General features: G+C 73.3%; 15 protein-coding genes and 1 pseudogene. 9 read left to right on the top strand and 7 right to left on the bottom strand.

Features of this window, described 5'->3' with window-relative positions; translation table 11 throughout:
- The first annotated feature begins 74 nt into the window (after positions 1-74).
- Positions 75-518, top strand: coding sequence for a MarR family winged helix-turn-helix transcriptional regulator (locus tag ACZ4N4_RS30965; RefSeq protein WP_467594943.1), 444 nt, complete (start codon positions 75-77; stop codon positions 516-518).
- Here the strand turns inward: ACZ4N4_RS30965 and ACZ4N4_RS30960 are convergent.
- Positions 479-1,228, bottom strand: a complete 750-nt coding sequence (locus ACZ4N4_RS30960; RefSeq protein WP_467594940.1) for a GNAT family N-acetyltransferase — start codon at positions 1,226-1,228, stop codon at positions 479-481. The genes ACZ4N4_RS30965 and ACZ4N4_RS30960 overlap by 40 nt on opposite strands.
- Positions 1,225-2,148: an NADP-dependent oxidoreductase gene (locus tag ACZ4N4_RS30955; RefSeq protein ID WP_467594938.1), complete on the bottom strand. Its 924-nt coding sequence runs from the start codon at positions 2,146-2,148 to the stop codon at positions 1,225-1,227. Before ACZ4N4_RS30955 ends, ACZ4N4_RS30960 begins: the two co-directional genes overlap by 4 nt.
- Positions 2,149-2,564: 416 nt before the next feature.
- Between ACZ4N4_RS30955 and ACZ4N4_RS30950 the strand changes: the two genes are divergently transcribed.
- The 5 genes from ACZ4N4_RS30950 to ACZ4N4_RS30930 all read left to right on the top strand — a co-directional run bounded on the left by ACZ4N4_RS30950 (position 2,565) and on the right by ACZ4N4_RS30930 (position 6,989).
- Positions 2,565-3,152, top strand: a complete 588-nt coding sequence (locus ACZ4N4_RS30950) for an Rv1733c family protein (protein ID WP_453564407.1) — start codon at positions 2,565-2,567, stop codon at positions 3,150-3,152.
- 322 nt (positions 3,153-3,474) lie between these two features.
- Complete coding sequence (locus ACZ4N4_RS30945; protein WP_453380847.1) at positions 3,475-4,443, top strand: acetylxylan esterase; 969 nt, start codon at positions 3,475-3,477, stop codon at positions 4,441-4,443.
- A 20-nt stretch (positions 4,444-4,463) separates the two neighbouring features.
- Complete coding sequence (locus ACZ4N4_RS30940) at positions 4,464-4,868, top strand: nuclear transport factor 2 family protein (RefSeq protein WP_467594933.1); 405 nt, start codon at positions 4,464-4,466, stop codon at positions 4,866-4,868.
- 90 nt (positions 4,869-4,958) lie between these two features.
- A complete protein-coding gene (locus ACZ4N4_RS30935; RefSeq protein ID WP_467594931.1) occupies positions 4,959-6,125 on the top strand; it encodes a serine hydrolase domain-containing protein in 1,167 nt (388 codons plus the stop codon).
- A gap of 120 nt (positions 6,126-6,245) precedes the next feature.
- Complete coding sequence (locus tag ACZ4N4_RS30930) at positions 6,246-6,989, top strand: GntR family transcriptional regulator (protein WP_453564397.1); 744 nt, start codon at positions 6,246-6,248, stop codon at positions 6,987-6,989.
- Here ACZ4N4_RS30930 and ACZ4N4_RS30925 read toward each other — a convergent pair.
- Positions 6,959-7,717, bottom strand: a complete 759-nt coding sequence (locus tag ACZ4N4_RS30925; RefSeq protein WP_467594928.1) for a class I SAM-dependent methyltransferase — start codon at positions 7,715-7,717, stop codon at positions 6,959-6,961. The two genes, ACZ4N4_RS30930 and ACZ4N4_RS30925, sit on opposite strands and share 31 nt — an antisense overlap.
- A gap of 17 nt (positions 7,718-7,734) precedes the next feature.
- Here ACZ4N4_RS30925 and ACZ4N4_RS30920 point away from each other — a divergent pair, with 17 nt between their 5' ends.
- Complete coding sequence (locus ACZ4N4_RS30920; protein ID WP_467594925.1) at positions 7,735-8,013, top strand: hypothetical protein; 279 nt, start codon at positions 7,735-7,737, stop codon at positions 8,011-8,013.
- Positions 8,014-8,016: 3 nt separating this feature from the next.
- Here the strand turns inward: ACZ4N4_RS30920 and ACZ4N4_RS30915 are convergent, their stop codons facing one another.
- Both ACZ4N4_RS30915 and ACZ4N4_RS30910 read right to left on the bottom strand, forming a co-directional pair.
- Positions 8,017-8,964: a hypothetical protein gene (locus ACZ4N4_RS30915; protein WP_467594922.1), complete on the bottom strand. Its 948-nt coding sequence runs from the start codon at positions 8,962-8,964 to the stop codon at positions 8,017-8,019.
- Positions 8,965-9,293: 329 nt separating this feature from the next.
- Entirely contained in the window at positions 9,294-10,547 is a 1,254-nt protein-coding gene (locus ACZ4N4_RS30910) for a cytochrome P450 family protein (protein WP_467594919.1), read from the bottom strand.
- 427 nt (positions 10,548-10,974) lie between these two features.
- Between ACZ4N4_RS30910 and rho the strand changes: the two genes are divergently transcribed.
- Together rho and ACZ4N4_RS30900 are read left to right on the top strand one after the other, a co-directional pair.
- Positions 10,975-12,123: a transcription termination factor Rho gene (gene rho, locus ACZ4N4_RS30905; RefSeq protein ID WP_467594916.1), complete on the top strand. Its 1,149-nt coding sequence runs from the start codon at positions 10,975-10,977 to the stop codon at positions 12,121-12,123.
- 122 nt (positions 12,124-12,245) lie between these two features.
- A pseudogene (locus ACZ4N4_RS30900) lies at positions 12,246-13,091 on the top strand (D-alanyl-D-alanine carboxypeptidase family protein); the annotation flags it as partial.
- A gap of 89 nt (positions 13,092-13,180) precedes the next feature.
- Here ACZ4N4_RS30900 and ACZ4N4_RS30895 read toward each other — a convergent pair.
- Positions 13,181-14,533, bottom strand: a complete 1,353-nt coding sequence (locus tag ACZ4N4_RS30895) for a glycosyltransferase family 87 protein (RefSeq protein ID WP_467594914.1) — start codon at positions 14,531-14,533, stop codon at positions 13,181-13,183.
- Entirely contained in the window at positions 14,530-15,924 is a 1,395-nt protein-coding gene (gene mptB / locus ACZ4N4_RS30890; RefSeq protein WP_467594911.1) for a polyprenol phosphomannose-dependent alpha 1,6 mannosyltransferase MptB, read from the bottom strand. The genes ACZ4N4_RS30895 and mptB overlap by 4 nt, the downstream gene beginning before the upstream one ends.
- Positions 15,925-15,939: the final 15 nt, after the last annotated feature.

Genomic DNA, 15,939 nt, shown 5'->3' with positions numbered 1-15,939 from the left:
TACAACTAGAACGTCGGAGGAGGTATTCCCATGAGGGTGTTGCTGGGGCAGGTGCCGCCGTCGAAGGTCCTCCCATGACGGCCGCCGAGGTGGCTGTCGAGACCATCCAGCGCGAGATGACGGCCTTCGCGCGCCGGGCCCGGGCGTCCGCCGGACGCATGCACCCCGAGCTGTCGCTGGTGTCGTACACACTCCTCGGGCATCTGGAGGAGCGCGGCGGCTGCCGGGCGACCGACCTCGCCGCGCACTACGCGCTGGACAAGTCGACGGTCAGCCGGCAGGTGGGGGCGCTGGAGCGGGCGGGGCTGATCGAGCGGCGCCTGGACCCGGAGGACCACCGGGTCCAGGTACTGCATCTCACTGCGGCAGGCCAGGAGATCCTGGCCCAGGTCACGGGCAGCCGCCGGGCCGCGTTCCGGGAGCGGCTGGCGGACTGGCCGGAGGAGGACCTGGTCAGGTTCGCCGGATACCTGGAGCGCTACAACGCCGGTACGTCGGCGGGCACCGGCGAGGACTGACCGAGCGTCTGCGGCACCCGGGCCGCGAGGAAGGCGGTACGGCGGCGCAGCCGGAAGCCCAGGGACTCGTACAGCCGGATCGCGGTGGCGTTCCCCGCGCTGGTGTGCAGGAACGGGGTCTCGCCGCGGGCCCGGATGCCGTACGCGACCGCGCGGATCAGCCGGGTCGCCAGGCCCTCGCCCCGGTACGCCGGGTCGGTGCAGACCGCGCTGATCTCGGTCCAGCCCGGCGGGTGCAGCCGCTCCCCCGCCATCGCGATCAGCCTGCCGTCCCGGCGGATGCCCAGGTAGGTGCCGAGCTCGATGGTGCGGGGCAGGAAGGGGCCCGGCCGGGTGCGCTCGATCAGGTCGAGGATCTCGGGTACGTCGGCCGGGCCGAGGCGGATCGCCTGCGGCTCCGGGACGGCGTCCATGCCCTCGTCGACCAGCTGCACGCCCGCGATGTTCATGGTGAGTTCCCAGCCGTCCGGGAGGTCGCCGCGGTAGCCGGGCAGTCCGACCTCCGTGCCGGGCCCGGCCAGGGCGGCGAGATCGGCCCAGTCGTCGGCGTCGGGCTCGTCGGGCAGCGCCAGCCACGGGGAGACGTCGACCGGGTAGCGCAGGATCCGTCCGCGCCGTTCGGCGAAGAGGGCGTGCGGGCCGGTGAGCGAGGCGAGAGCGGGGTTGTCCAGGATGTGCGGCGCGCTCTCGCGGGGAGTCGGGATGCTCATGCGGCGACCTCGATCACGACCTTGCCGCGCGCGTGCCCGTCCTCGACGGTGCGCAGCGCCTGGCCGGCCTCGTCGAGCGGGAAGGTCCGCGACACCTGCGGGTCGAGCTCGCCGCCGACGACCAGTTCGGCCACCTCGTCGAGAACGGCCGCGGTACGGGCGCGTTCGACCCGGCTGCCGCCCAGCGCGGCGACGGTGTCCGGGGCGGCGCCCGCGGTGATCAGCTTGGTGCGGTCGGCGAGCAGATCGGCCGCCTCGGCGAGCACCTCGCCGCCGACCAGGTCGTACACCGCGTCCACGCCCCGGGGCGCGGCGGCCCGCACCCGCTCCGCCAGGCCGGGCCCGGAGGGCACGTGCACGGCGCCGAGCGATTCGACGAAGTCCTTCTTGGCCTCGCTCGCCAGGCCCACGACCCGCAGCCCCCAGGCGCGGGCGATCTGCACCGCCGCCGCGCCGACTCCGCCGCCCGCGCCGGTGACCAGCAGGGTGGCGCCCTCGGGCAGGTCGAGCTGGCGTACCCCGTCGTAGGCGGTGGCCGCGGCGACCGGCAGGGTGGCGGCGTCGGTGAAGGACAGCGCGGCCGGCTTGTGCGCCGTCACGGACGCCGTCAGCAAGGCGTACTCGGCGAACGCGCCGGCGGGCGTGTTGCCGAAGACCTCGTCGCCGACGGCGAACCCGGTCACGCCGTCGCCGAGCTCCTCCACCACTCCGGCGGCCTCGCTGCCGAGCACGACCGGGAAGCGCGCCTCGCCCTCGCCCGGGCGACGGAAGCCGGTGCGCAGCTTCCAGTCGACGGGGTTGACCCCCGCCGCCCGCACCGCGACCAGCAGTTCACCGGGGCCGGGAACGGGCCGGTCCACATCGGCGAAGGCCTCGGTCTCGGGCCCGCCGTGGCTGGTGTAGACGTACGCCTTGGGCATCGTTCTTCCTCGCTCTCGGATGCTGTCACCGGTGTCCCGGTACCGGCACTCTGGGCCAAGGACGATCGTCCGGCCGCTATTCCCGTGCCCTCGAATCGTTCATACGGCCGCAATGATCGGGGTCCTGACCTGGGCCGGACCGAGCGGATCGGCCGAAGAGCGGCCTGCCCGGCGGCCTGGTGGAGGGCCTGCTGGGGGGCGTGCCGGCCGGGCGGGCCGGGGCGCCGGGGACGGGCACGCGGCGCGTGGCGGAACGTGCGCTTCGGCCGGTGTCGCCCTGGTGGCTCCGGCAGGTGGGCCAGGTACTCCGTACGGGGTAACAGATCGGTGTGGACGCTCGCGTGCAAGGGGGGCACGCTGGGAGCTGCGGACCGGCTGTCCGGCCCTACGGCTCCCGTGGCGGCGAGGAGGTCGACATGCGTACCCGAGTGCGTGGCTGGCGCTGGCGGCACAACCCGCTGCGGCGCAGGTCCGACCTGGTGGAGGCATGGATCGCGCTGTCCGTGGCGGTCCTGTTGTGCGTGGGTGCGCCCCTGGTGGGGGCGGTGGCGGGGCTGTGGGCCCATGAGCGGGCGCGGTCGGTGGCGACGGTGGAGCGGGCCGAGCGGCACATGGTCCGGGCGGTGGTCGTCGGGAGCACGCCGGAGCAGCTCCCGACGGCGGAGGGCGGCGACCGGGAGCACGCCTATCAGACGGACGTCCGCTGGACCGAACCCGGCAAGGGGACGAAGACCGTCCTGGCCCGGGTACCGGCCGGGACCCGGGCCGGTGACACCGTGGACGTGTGGTTCGACCGTCGGGGGCACGGTGTCGCCCCGCCGCCCGACGAGGTCGCCGTCTGGCAGCACACGGTCACCGTGGGCCTGTGCGGGACGGGCGGCGCCGCGGCCGTGGTACTGCTCGGCCACGGTGTCGTCCGCCGGGTCGCGCTGCGGCACCGGCTCGCCGAGTGGGAGCAGGAGTGGGCCCGCACCGGCCCGGACTGGACCCGCGGACGCGCCTGAGCCCCCGGAGACCCCCGCCCCGCAGATCCCCTGCCGCGCTGTCCGCGTACGACGTCCGCACCCCACCCCGCACCACCCCGCACTCGCAGCAGCATCCGCATCCGCAGCCGCGGTGACCCGACCACCTGTGCCGGCGGCCCGGCCGCCCGGGAGCTCCCGGGCGTCGTCGTCGACGAGCGGCTGGCGCCTCTGACCAGCGGATCGACGGCCGAGGGCAGGGGCTCACGGTAGGCGCCGGGTGGTGCGGAAGCCTGGCGACTGGTCCGATGACCGACGTACGGTGTGATCATCCGCACGATCCCTTCGCCAAAGGCGGTTGTTGATGGCTCTGTTCGACCTTCCCTTCGACGAACTCCGTGAGCACCGCAGTGCGTCGGTGGCGCCCGAGGACTTCGACGCCTTCTGGTCCAAGACGCTTCAGGAGGCTCGCGAGCACGATCTCGACGCCCGCTTCGAGCCGGTCGACACCGGGCTGTCCACGGTCGACGTGTACGACGTGACGTTCGCCGGTTTCGGCGGCCACCCGGTCAAGGGCTGGCTGCGGCTGCCGGCCGGGGCCACCGGACCGCTGCCGCTGATCGTCGAGTTCATCGGCTACGGCGGCGGGCGCGGCCTGGCGCACGAGAACCTGCTGTGGGCGTCGACCGGGCGGGCGCACTTCGTGATGGACACCCGCGGCCAGGGCAGCGCCTGGGGCGGCGGGGGCGGCACCGCCGACCCGGTGGGCGGCGCGCCGGCGTTCCCCGGGTTCATGACGCGGGGCATCGACGCGCCGGAGAACTACTACTACCGCCGGGTGTACACCGACGCGGTCCGGGCGATCGAGGCGGCCCGCTCGCACCCGCTGACCGACGCGGCGCGGACGGTGGCGCTCGGGGCCAGCCAGGGCGGCGGGATCACCATCGCGGTCGGCGGCCTGGTGCCGGACCTGGTCGCGGTGGCGCCGGACGTGCCGTTCCTGTGCGACTTCCCGCGCGCCGTCTCCCTGACGGACCGTCACCCGTACCGCGAGATCGCCCTGTTCCTCAAGACGCACCGCGGCCGCTCGGCGGACGTCCAGCGCACTCTGTCCTACTTCGACGGTGTGCACTTCGCGGCGCGCGGCCGGGCCCCGGCGCTGTTCTCGGCGGCCCTGGAGGACCAGACCTGCCCGCCGTCCACGGTGTTCTCGGCCTTCAACGCCTGGGCGCACGAGGACAAGGAGATCGAGGTGTACGACTTCAACGACCACGAGGGCGGCGGTCCGTACCACGAGGCGGCGAAGCTGAGCTGGCTTCGCACCTACGCCTGAGAGCCGGAGGAGCGCCGGAGATGGACACGCGCGAGGCCGCCGAACGGTTCGTCCGGGCCTGGGAGCGGGGCTGGTCCGCGCACGACGTGGACCTGCTGCTCACCCTGTACGCCGAGGAGTGCGCGCACCGCTCGATGCCGTTCCGCGAGCCGCACCGGGGCCGGGACGCGCTCGCCGCGTATCTGCGCTGGTCGTTCGAAGGGGAACGGGTGACGGACGTGCGGTTCTCCGCACCCCTGGTCGGGCCGGACGGGGTCGCGGTGGCCGAGTTCCGGGTGTTCTCCGAGGAGAGCGGTACGGCGGTCACGCTGGCCGGGTGTGTGTTCGTGCGTTTCGACGGGCGGGGTCTGGCGGTGGAGAGCCGCGACTACTGGCACACCGCTGAGGGGCACCAGGAGCCGTACGGGGGTCTCTTCCGCCACTGACCTTCCCTCCAGTCCGACCAGTCGGTACGTTCAGGGTGCCCGGGCCGCAGCGTCGCGGTCCGGGTTTTTCCGGCGTACGACGGAGGACGCATGTCCGAGCACGAGCCACCGGTCCACGGTCACTGCGAGCCGCGTTTCGCGGCGGTGCGGGAGGCCTTCGAGGAGAACTTCCGGGACCGGGAGGAACTGGGCGCCGCCGTGGCGGTGACGGTCGACGGCGAGACGGTCGTGGATCTGTGGGGCGGCTGGGCGGACCCGGGGCGCGACCGGCCGTGGGAGCGGGACACCCTGGTGAACGTCTGGTCGACGACCAAGGGCCCGGTGGCCCTGTGCGCGCACATCCTCGCCGACCGGGGGCTGCTGGACCTCGACGCGCCGGTGGCCGACTACTGGCCCGAGTTCGCGGCGGCGGGCAAGGAACGGGTCCTCGTCCGGCATCTGCTCTCGCACCGCGCCGGACTGTCCGGCCTGCGCGAGCCGCACTCGCTCGAGCAGCTGTACGACTGGGAGCTCACGACCGCCCGGCTGGCGGCGACGGAGCCCTGGTGGGAGCCGGGCACCCGGTCCGGATATCACGCGCTGACCTACGGCTTCCTGGTCGGCGAGGTGGTGCGGCGGGTGTCGGGCCTGCTGCCGGGGGCGTTCCTGGAGCGGGAGGTGACCGGGCCGCTGGGCATCGACTTCACCGTCGGGCTGCCGGAGAAGGAGTCCGGGCGGGCGGCGGTACTGGACCATCCACGGGTCATGTCCGACAGTGAACAGGCCGCGATCTTCAGCCAGTTGGCGCCGGCCGCGGTGGCGGCCCTGGCCAACCCCGGGGTGGGCGCGTCCGCGGCGAACACACCGCAGTGGCGGGCGGCCGAGATCCCGGCGGCCAACGGTCACGGCACGGCCCGGGCGGTGGCCGCGCTGTACGGCGTGTTCGCGGGCCGGGGCGAGTACGGCGGCCTGCGTCTGCTGTCGCCGGAGGCGGCCGAGCGAGTGCGCGAGGGGCAGGGCAGCTGCCGTGACCTGGTGCTCGGGGCGGGTTTCGCGCACGAGACCGAGGTGGCGCTCGGCCTGTGGCTGAGTGGGGCGAACGGCTCCTACGGACCGAACCCGCGGGCATTCGGCCACGACGGGTTCGGCGGTTCGTGCGGGCTGGCCGATCCGGAGGCAGGGGTTTCGCTGGGGTACGTGATGAACCGGATGGGGCCACGGATCGCGGATGATCCCCGGAAGACGGCCCTGGTGAACGCCCTCTACGCGAGCCTGTGAGGCCGGTTCGGTTTCGGCCGAACCTGCGAGCCGCCCTTCCCTGATGGTTTAGACCAATGCTAGATCTGGTCGCGCAATGAGCCCGCACGGCTACGTCTTGTCACCAACAGGAGGCGCGGCATGGTCCGCACCACCCAGCACGACCACTGCGACAGCGAAGGGCAGCCCCTGTACGGGCGGATCGCCGCACAGCTGCTCGGCGAGCTGCGCGCCGGTACCATCCCGCCGGGTGAACGGCTGCCGGGGGAAAGGCAGTTGGCACAGCACTTCGGCGTCAGCCGGGAGACCGTCCGGCAGGCGCTGGAGGTGCTGCGCCACAGCGGCCTGGTCGCCACCGACCGGCGCGGCAGTCACGCCAGGCTGCACGGCCGGCCGGTGGAGAGCCCGGTCTCCCTGGCGTTCCCGGTGGGCGCCGGGGCCACGGAGCACGGCGCGGTCGACCGCGCCACGGTGACCTGGGAGGAGCCACCGCCGCAGCACGCGGCGGCACTCGGCCTCGCCCCGCACCGGCCGACCCTGGTCCACCGCTACGAGTCCGCCTCCCCCGACGGCCGCGCCCTGCGCACCGCGGTGACCTCCTTCTCGGCCGTCGCCCTGACCGAGGTCGAGGAACTCGGCCGCTACCGGGACCGGGCCGACGGTACGGCCGCCGCCCAACTGCGCCGGGCCTACGACTGGATGCGCAAGGCCGGCCTCACCCTGCACCACCGGGACTCGATCAGCCAGGTCGCGGACGCGGCCTCGGTCCTGGTGACCCGCCGGGTGCACGACCAGTACGCCCGCCCGCTGGAGATCACCGACCTCGTGGTGGACGCCCAGCAGGACACACTGGTCTACGAGTTCACGGTCCCGGCCGCGGGCTGACCTCCGCTTGCCTTCCTGGCCACGACGAGCCGGGCGCGCGGGCTGCCGTCCTCGCGCCGGCCGAAATCGGGCAGCGCGCACAGCTCCACCGAGAACCCCGCCCGCTCCAACTCCTCCAGCACGAAGCCGAGTCGGAAGGCCCGGTAGTACATGACGAACGGCGGCCGCCACAGGGCGTTGCGCACCCGCATCACGGCGTCGAAGCCGAGCAGCATCCAGAACCCGAGGCCGGTGGGGCGGGGCGGCGCCGGCACTGGGAAGGCGAAGGTGCCGTCCGGCCGCAGTACCGAGTGGACCTGGCCGAAGAGGCCGGGCAGCTCCCGGGGCAGGAAGTGCCCGAACGCCCCGAAGCTGACGACCAGGTCGAAGGCGGGCCCGAACGGCAGGACCCGGGCGTCCGCGCGCACCCAGCGGACGTCCGGCCCGTCGGGCGGGGGCAGCCGCCGGGCGATGTCGAGCATGCCGGCGCTGAAGTCGACCCCGGTGACGCTGGTCCGGCACACCTGGGCCAGCACGTCCAGGCCGGCGCCGGTACCGCAGCACAGGTCGAGGCCGTCCGTGAACGGGCCGAGCGGGGTGAGCGCCTTGGCGACCGACTCCAGGACCCGGTCCGAGGTCCGGAAGGGGGTGTGGTCGAACTTCGGGGCCAGCAGGTCGTAGCCGCGCTCGACCGAGGACAGGGCCTGGACGGTGAGCTCGCGGAGACTCGGGCCATCGGGGCTGAACATCCGGCCAGCCTACGGGAGTGACCGCCGCCGGACACGGCGAAGGCGCGGCCCGTACGACGGGCCGCACCTTCGGCCGGATGGCGTCACGCCACGGTGAGCGTCAGGGCGCCCGTGTAGGTGGAGCCGACAGTGCGGGCCCAGGGCCGCCCGGCCACGGTCGACGAGGTGGCGCGCTCGTCGTCTGTCTCCTCTCCGACGAGGCGTCGTACGTCAACGGCGCGGAGATCACCGTCGACGGCGGCTACTCGGCGCACGGTCCGGTGAAGGCCATCACCGACGCCCTCGACCAGAACTGAACGTCAGTCCTTGAGCTGCTCCAGCGTGGACCTGGTGTCCGTCTTCAGCCAGCCCGTCACGTCGTCGAGCGTCGGCGGGTCGGTGTCGCTGTCGTACGAGGAGAAGTACGCGCTGTAGTACATGGTGTACGTCATCCAGCCGTCCCGCACCGCGAGCGTGGCGTACCGCGAGCCGCTGGTGGTGGAGCCGTTGCTGGTGTCCTGCGTGACCAGATAGGCCTCGTCGCCGATGCCGCTCACGGGGCTCACGTCGTAGTCCGTGTGGCTGTCGCCGTACTTCTTCCAGGTGGCCGTGAACTCCGGCCCCGGGTCAGTCTTCTTGTGCAGGTCGACCTGTATGGAGAGATAGGCGTCCCCGTAGCTGGAGCCGGTCTTCTTGAGACTGATACTGCAGTAACTCTGGTCCAGCGCCGGGTCCTTCAGCACGTTCTTCGTCGGGGAGGAGTCGTCGACGGGGTACTCGTCCTTGAACGAGGAGTAGTCCGCGCTGGAGCAGAGATTCGCGGGCGCCTGGTAGCCGCGCAGGTCCGCGCCGTTCCCGAGACCGCCGGTCAGGTAGAGGCCTGCCGCCCAGCCCGCGGAGGCGACCACGGCGCCGAGAACCGCCCACAGCACGGCTCTTCCGGCCGTGTTCCCGCCGGCCGACGGCGGTGCGGCGGCGGGCGGGTAGCCGTAACCGGGTTGCACGGCATAGGGGTTGCCCTGCTGCGTGCCCTGTTGCGGCGGCGGCCCGGGCTGGTTGACGAGGGTCGGCTGGGCGTAGGGGTTCTGCGGCGGCGACTGCGGGTTCGGGTACGGGTACGCGGTCGGCTGGGGCTGCTGGGGCGGTGTAGCCGACGGCTGGTCCGGCTGCTGCAAAGGCTGCTGCGGGGGCGCCGAGGGCTGCTGGGGCTGCTGAGGAGTCGACGGCGGCTGCTGCGGAGAGGACGGCGGCTGCGGTGGCGTGGACATGTCGTGAAGATAAGGCATTACCCGACATCAAGTCCCCATCCGGTCGCGACCGTTATCGATTGCGGACATCTGCCGCAGTGCCACGACCCCTCGAGGGAACTCGGAACAGGGCGGCGGCGCCGATGTCGGCGAGGGCCTGACCGATCCAGAGCATGGTGATGTTCTGGGATGGGGCGCTGAGGAGTTCACCGAGCGCCAGCAGCCTCTTACGACCGTCCCTTGTCCCATGCCGCCGAAGTGCGGTGGTGGCAGCGTAGGCAGGGCTTACGGCCAGAACAGGAAATGCGTCGGGGAAGGGCCATCGGGGGTCCGTATGGCTGGTATGCGCCTCAGCCGCCGGTCCGGGACCGCAGCCGTACCGGGAGGGCGCGCACGCTGTTGCCGACGAAGCCGGCTTGCCGGGCCAGGGCGTCCTCGGGGACGGCGAGGTCCAGGGCCGGGAAACGGTCGAAGAGCCGCTCCAGGGCGACCGTGGCCTCCAGCCGGGCCAGCGGGGCGCCCAGACAGTAGTGGGCGCCGTGCCCGAGGGAGAGATGGCGGACGGCGTCGGGGCGGGCGGGCCGGGTGACGTCGAACCGGTCGGCGTCCGGGCCGTGCGCGGCCGGGTCGCGTCCGGCGGCGGAGTAGCCGGCCAGGACCGGGGTGCCCGCGGGGATCAGCGTGCCGTCCACGGTCAGGTCCCGCACCGGGTAGCGGAACGGGAAATAGCTGACCGGCGCGTCCCAGCGCAGCGTCTCCTCCACCACGTCCGCCCAGCTCGCGTCGCCCTTGCGGACCAGCTCGAGCTGGTCGCGATGGCCGCACAGGGCGCGCACGGCGTTGGTGATCAGGTTGAGGGTGGTCTCGTGCCCGGCGATGATCATCAGGACCAGGGTGCCGATCAGCTCCTCCTGATCGAGCCGGTCGCCGCCCTCGTCCCGGGCGGCGATCAGGGCGCTGGTCAGATCGTCGCCGGGACGCTCGGCGCGGGCGGCGGCGACGGCGGCGAGGACGGCGACCAGCTCCCGGTTGGCGGCGACGGCCTCTGCCGGTCCGAGGTCGGTGGCCACGACCTGGTTGGACAGGTGGTGCAGCCGGTCACGGAACTCGGTTTCCACGCCCAGGAGTTCTCCGATCACGCCCATGGGCAGCGGCAGCGCGAAGTGCCGGCGCAGATCGGCGACACCGTCGCCGTCGGCCGCGGCCCGCTCCAGGTCGCCGAGCAGGGCTCCTGTCAACTCCTCGATCCTGAGCCGGAGTTCCTCGACCCGGCGCGGGGTGAAGGCCCGGCTGACCAGCCCGCGGAGCCTGCGGTGGTCGGCGCCGTCGGCGGTGGTCATGCCCCGCACGGTGGCGAAGGTCAGCAGCGGCCAGCCCGCGGGGATGCGGCCTTCCCGCAGCCGCGTGAAGTGCTGTGCGTCCTTGGCTACTTCGGGATGCTGGAGGAACTCCCTGAGCGCCTGGTGCCCGAGCACGACCATGCCCTCGACATCACCGGGCAGCACGACCGGGGCCACGGCACCGCGCGCCAGCAGCCTGGCGTTGTCGGCGTGCGGGCAGCCGCCGGCGGGGTCCGGACGATGCGGCGTGGACGGGGTCTCCACCAGCGGCTCCTGACAGCGGTACGACGCGGACACGGCCGATCGTAGGCGCCGGCGGGCCCTTGGGAAGGTGCGTTTCCCGGCCAGGCGCGTCGGCCTCGGGGGCGGGACCCGGTGTCACTTGCGCGCCGGGGACGGGAATATCGGTGACCGGTGCCATGTTGTCGATCGTGGAACCGTGGGTATAGTGCGAGCAGCACGTGTGGCCGCCCCACTGCCGGGCGCCGAGTGCCGGTTCCACTCCTCCAGCCGCATCGCCCGTCGTTTCCGACCGGCTCACCGGCTTCTCAGCACCACCTCGTGACCTGGGACCTTCTGCCGTTCCCGAGGTGTCGTTCCCCGCCGCACGGAGGCCTGCGCACACGCCCTCCCGCTCGCGGCCCACTCCCCCCTTCGTTCATGTCTTCCGTCCTCGAAAGGACCACCACTCATGACCACCACACTCGAACCCCCTGTACAGCAGCAGGACCGGGCCGCCGCCCGGCCCGTCACCGGTGTCCTCGACATCGACCCGGGCGGGAAGGGCCAGCTGCGGGCCCCGGACTGCCTGCCCTCCCCCGCCGACCTCCAGGTCTCCCCGGCGCTGATCCGCCGTCACGGCCTGCGCAAGGGCGACCTCGTCGAGGGCGTCCGCGGCGACCGGCGCACGCTGACCGAGATCACGCGCGTCAACGGCCGTACGCCCGACGCGCTGCGCGGCCGGCGTCACTTCCGGGATCTGACCCCGCTGCACCCGCACGGGCGGATCCGGCTCGAACATCCCGCCGCCGGGCTCGCCGGACGGGTCGCGGACCTGTTCGCGCCGGTCGGCAAAGGGCAGCGCGGGCTGATCGTGGCCCCGCCCAAGACCGGCAAGACCGTGCTGCTCCAGCAGTTCGCGGCCGCCGTCGCAGGCAACCACCCCGAGTGCCATCTGATGGTGCTGCTGCTCGACGAGCGCCCCGAGGAAGTCACCGACATGCGGCGCTCGGTGCGCGGCGAGGTGTACGCCTCCACCTTCGACCGGCCCGCCAAGGAGCACATCGCCCTCGCCGAACTCGTCGTCGAGCGTGCCAAGCGGCTCGTCGAGGACGGCCAGGACGTCGTCATCCTCCTGGACTCCCTGACCCGGCTGTGCCGGGCCCACAACAACGCGGCCGCCTCCAACGGCCGTACCCTCAGCGGCGGTGTCGACGCCGGCGCGCTGCTCGGCCCCAAGCGGTTCTTCGGCGCCGCCCGCAAGGCCGAGGAAGGCGGCTCGCTCACCATCCTGGCCACCGTCCTGGTGGACACCGGCTCCCGGGCCGACGGCTACTTCTTCGAGGAGCTCAAGGGCACCGGCAACATGGAGCTGCGCCTGGACCGCGAGCTGGCCTCCCGGCGGGTCTTCCCCGCCGTGGACATCGCCCCCTCCGGCACCCGCCGTGAGGAACTCCTGCTCGCTCCGGCGGAGTTGACCGCCGTACGCGGACTGCGCCGGGCCCTGCAGAGCCGCGAGGGCACCCAGGGCGGTCTGGAGACGCTCCTGGAGCGGCTGCGGGAGACCCCGGACAACGCGACCTTCCTGCGGCGCGTGCAGCCGACCCTGCCGGCGGGCTGAGGGCGGGGCCACCCCTCCGGTGGGCCCACACCGGGGCCCGGCGTGCGGCATCCGGGTTGCTCACGGCGCCCGACCGGCCCAGGCAGCGCGCCGTACACCGCCTCCGTTCCTACGTTGATCATATGACGATCGGATTCCCTGACCGATTTCCTCGGCGAGCGGCGGTGTCGACCTGCTCCGTCTGCCTGGCGGCCCTGCTGGCGCTGACACCCGGCACGGCCGCCGCAGGCACCGGGGCGCTCGACCCGGCCCCGCCCCCGAGGGCGGTGGTGCCGGGGCCGTCGCTGCTCTACCACTCCGGCACACAGGTGCGGCCGCACGTCGGGGCCCCGGAACTGCCTGAGCTCTCCGCACTCTCCTGGCTGGTCGCCGACGCGGGCACCGGCCAGGTGCTGGCGGCCAACCACGCGCACCGCAAGCTGCCGCCGGCCAGCACCCTGAAGACCCTGTTCGCGCTCACCGTGCTGCCGGTCCTGCCCGCGGACCTCGAGCACCGGGTGACGTCCGAGGAACTGGCGGACGTCGCCGAGGGCAGCAGCCTGGTCGGCGTCGAGGAGGGCCACACCTACCGGGTGTCCGACCTGTGGCGCGGAGTCTTCCTCAGCTCCGGCAACGACGCCGTGCACGTCCTGGCCGCGCTCGACGGGGGCTGGGACCGCACCGTCACCCGGATGCAGGCCAACGCCCGCTCCCTGGGCGCCCTCGACACCCATGTCGAGTCCCCCGACGGCTACGACGCACCGGGGCAGGTCTCCTCCGCGTTCGACCTTGCGGTGTTCGGCCGGGAGGGGCTGCGCAACCCCGACTTCGCGCGGTACTGCTCCACCGCCGAGGCCCGCTTCCCGGACGGCGCCGGCTGGTCGTTCGGTATCGAGAACACCAACCGGCTGCTGACCGGCGAGGACGGTGTCGGGCGGTACCCCGGCCTGATCGGGATCAAGAACGGCTACACCAGCAACGCCGGCAACACCCTCGTCGCCGCCGCCCGGCGCGGCGGGCGCACCCTCCTCGTGACGGTGATGAACCCCCAGGACGGCGGCGTGTACGACGAGGCCCGTCAGCTGCTCGACTGGGGTTTCGGGGCGGCCGGACGGGTCGACCCGGTGGGCTCGCTGGACGGTCTGCGGGCCAAGCCGCGGCCCCGGCCGGGCCCTAGCACCGTACCGGTGGCGGCGGCCACGGCGCCGGGGGACGACTCGGACTGGTCGGGGACCGCCATCGCGGCGGGCTTCGCGGTACTCGGTGCGGGCGCCGTCACCCTGGCGCTGCGGCTCAGGAGCGAGCGCTCCGGACGGGACTGACCGACCGGCAGGCCCAGCAGCAGGCCCAGGGTGATCCAGGTGTAGATGTTGCTGCCGATGAACCCGTCGATGCCGGACGCGTCGTCGAACCACAGCCACACCACGCTGGTGCACATCACCGCGTAGAGGGCGCCCGCGATCCGCGGGTGCCCGGCGCGGGCCAGCAGCGCGAACGACGGCAGCACCCACACCAGGTGGTGCACCCAGGTGATGGGGCTGACCAGGCAGGCCGCGAGACCGGTGAGCGCGAAGGCGGCCGTCCAGTCGCCGGCCGTCACGGCCTTGCGGGTCCGCCACGCCCACACGGCCAGCGTGAGCAGGGCCACGATCGCCCACAGCGGCTTGTCCGGATGGCCGAGCCGGGCCAGTACGCCCTGCAACGACTGGTTCGAGACGTAGTCGAGCCGGCCGACCCTGCTGGTGTCCCACAGCGCCTGCGTCCAGTAGAAGCGGGACGCCTTCGGGTCGGCCCAGGCCGCGAGCCCGGTCGCGGCGAGCGCCACGGCCGTGGCGACACCGGCCGCACGCCACCTGCGGCCGATCAGCAGCATGCCGATGAACAGCGCGGGAGTGAGCTTGACCGCGGCGGCGAGCCCGATGCCGATCCCGGCCCAGCGGCTCCGCCCGCTGCGCAGCAGGCAGCAGTCGGCGAGGACCAGGGCCAGCAGTACCAGGTTCACCTGGCCGAAGCTGAAGGTGTCCCGCAACGGCTCGAACAACGCCAGCGCGCACAGGGCCAGGGCCCACCGGTACCAGCCCCAGCGCCGCCAGCCGGGACCGGCCAGGATGCGCAGCACGAACGCCAGCGCGGCCAGGTTCAGCAGCAGCGAGGCGGCGATGGCCAGGTGCAGCCCCACCAGCGCCATGGGCAGCATGCCGACGGCGGCGAACGGCGGATACGTGAACCCGTACATCGTCCCGGGCACCCGGTAGTCGTAGATCCGGCCGCCGTGATGCACCCAGGTGTGCACGGTGCCGTAGTACACGCGCAGGTCGAACCAGTCGCGCAGCAGCGGCACGGTGGCCGTGAACACGGTCACGGCGGCGACCAGGACCAGGACGAGCAGCAGCCTCCCCCGGTCGGTCTGCGGTCCCCTCGGGCCTCTCATGCCGTACGTCCCACGGCCGGGGCCTGCGCGGCCTGGTGGGCCTGCCACAGCACGACCACGCCGAGCACCCCGCCGGAGACGGCGAGGACCAGCTGGCCGATGTCGGCGGGACCACCGCTGGGCAGCACGGCGAGGGCGAGCACGCCGGTGACGGCCGCCACCCGGTGCCGTACCGAGGTGCTGGGCGCCGCGGCCGCTATCAGGAACAGGCCCCAGATGGCGTACCAGGGGCGGATCGCCGGCCCGAAGGCGGCGACCGCGGCCAGGCTGAGGCCGAGGGCGTAGACCGGGCGGGGCCGCAGCCGGACCCATATCAGCAGCACGGTGACCGCGGTGAGCGCCAGCCCGAGCAGATGCCAGACCGGGACGGCGAGCGGCGCCAGATCGCTGCCGAGGTGTTCGAGGAGCGCGCCCGTGGCCCGGCCGAGCAGGCTGCTGAGCGCCCAGTTGTGCGGGGAGACGGGCGTGTCGAGTGCCCGTATCCACCCGTACCCCGTCCCGGCGACGGCGGTGGCCACCACCGTCGTCGCTCCGGACGCGATCGCCGTCGTCAGGGTGGCCCGCACGGGACTGCGGCCCCTGTGCGCCTGTACGACGACGACCGCGAGCAGCCCGAGCGCGGCGGGCGCCTTGACCAGCGCCGCGAGCGTGACGAGCACGGCGCCGAGGAACGGCCAGCGGCCGAGCGCCGCGACCAGGCCGAGGCCCAGCAGACCGAGCATGATCGCGTCGTTGTGGGCGCCGGCGACCAGATGCAGCAGCACCAGCGGGTTGAGGGCGCCGAGCCACAGCGCGGCGGCCGGGTCGGCGCCGCTGTGCCGGGCGAGCCGGGGCAGCGCGGCCGCCATCAGGCCGACGCCGAGCAGGGCGACCAGCCGCATCCCGAAGAGCCCGGCCGGGAGTTCACCGCGGGTCAGCCCGGACAGCAGCGAGGCCACGCCCATGAACGCGGGGCCGTAGGGGGCGGCGGTGTTCTGCCACACCGGGGCGACCTCGTCGGCCAGCGGGCCGCCGAGCTGGGCGGGGCCCGACGTGTAGACGTCCATGTGCGCGTCGACCATGGCGCCCTGCGCGAGGTAGCTGTACACGTCCCGGCTGAACAGGGGGGGCGCCAGCAGCAGCGGGGCCGCCCAGACGGCGAGGACCAGCAACAGCTGCCGCGGGGTGGGCGGTTCGGCGCTGCGCACGAGGCGGCCGAGCAGCAGCCACGCCGCGATCAGGAGCACGACGCCGAAGTAGACGCCGACCAGGCCGAACGCCGCTTGCACGGAGCTGGGGGCCAGCAGATCCTCCACGGGCAGGGCACCGGCTGTCTCACCTCCCAGGGCAAGGAAGGCGGTGCCGGCCAGGCCAAGCACCTGGCAGCGGCGTAGATCGACGGGGAAAGCCATGGCCAACACTGGCTC

It is taken from the genome of Streptomyces sp. NPDC026538, from assembly GCF_055567535.1.
This window is presented reverse-complemented; position numbering and strand designations above follow the sequence as displayed.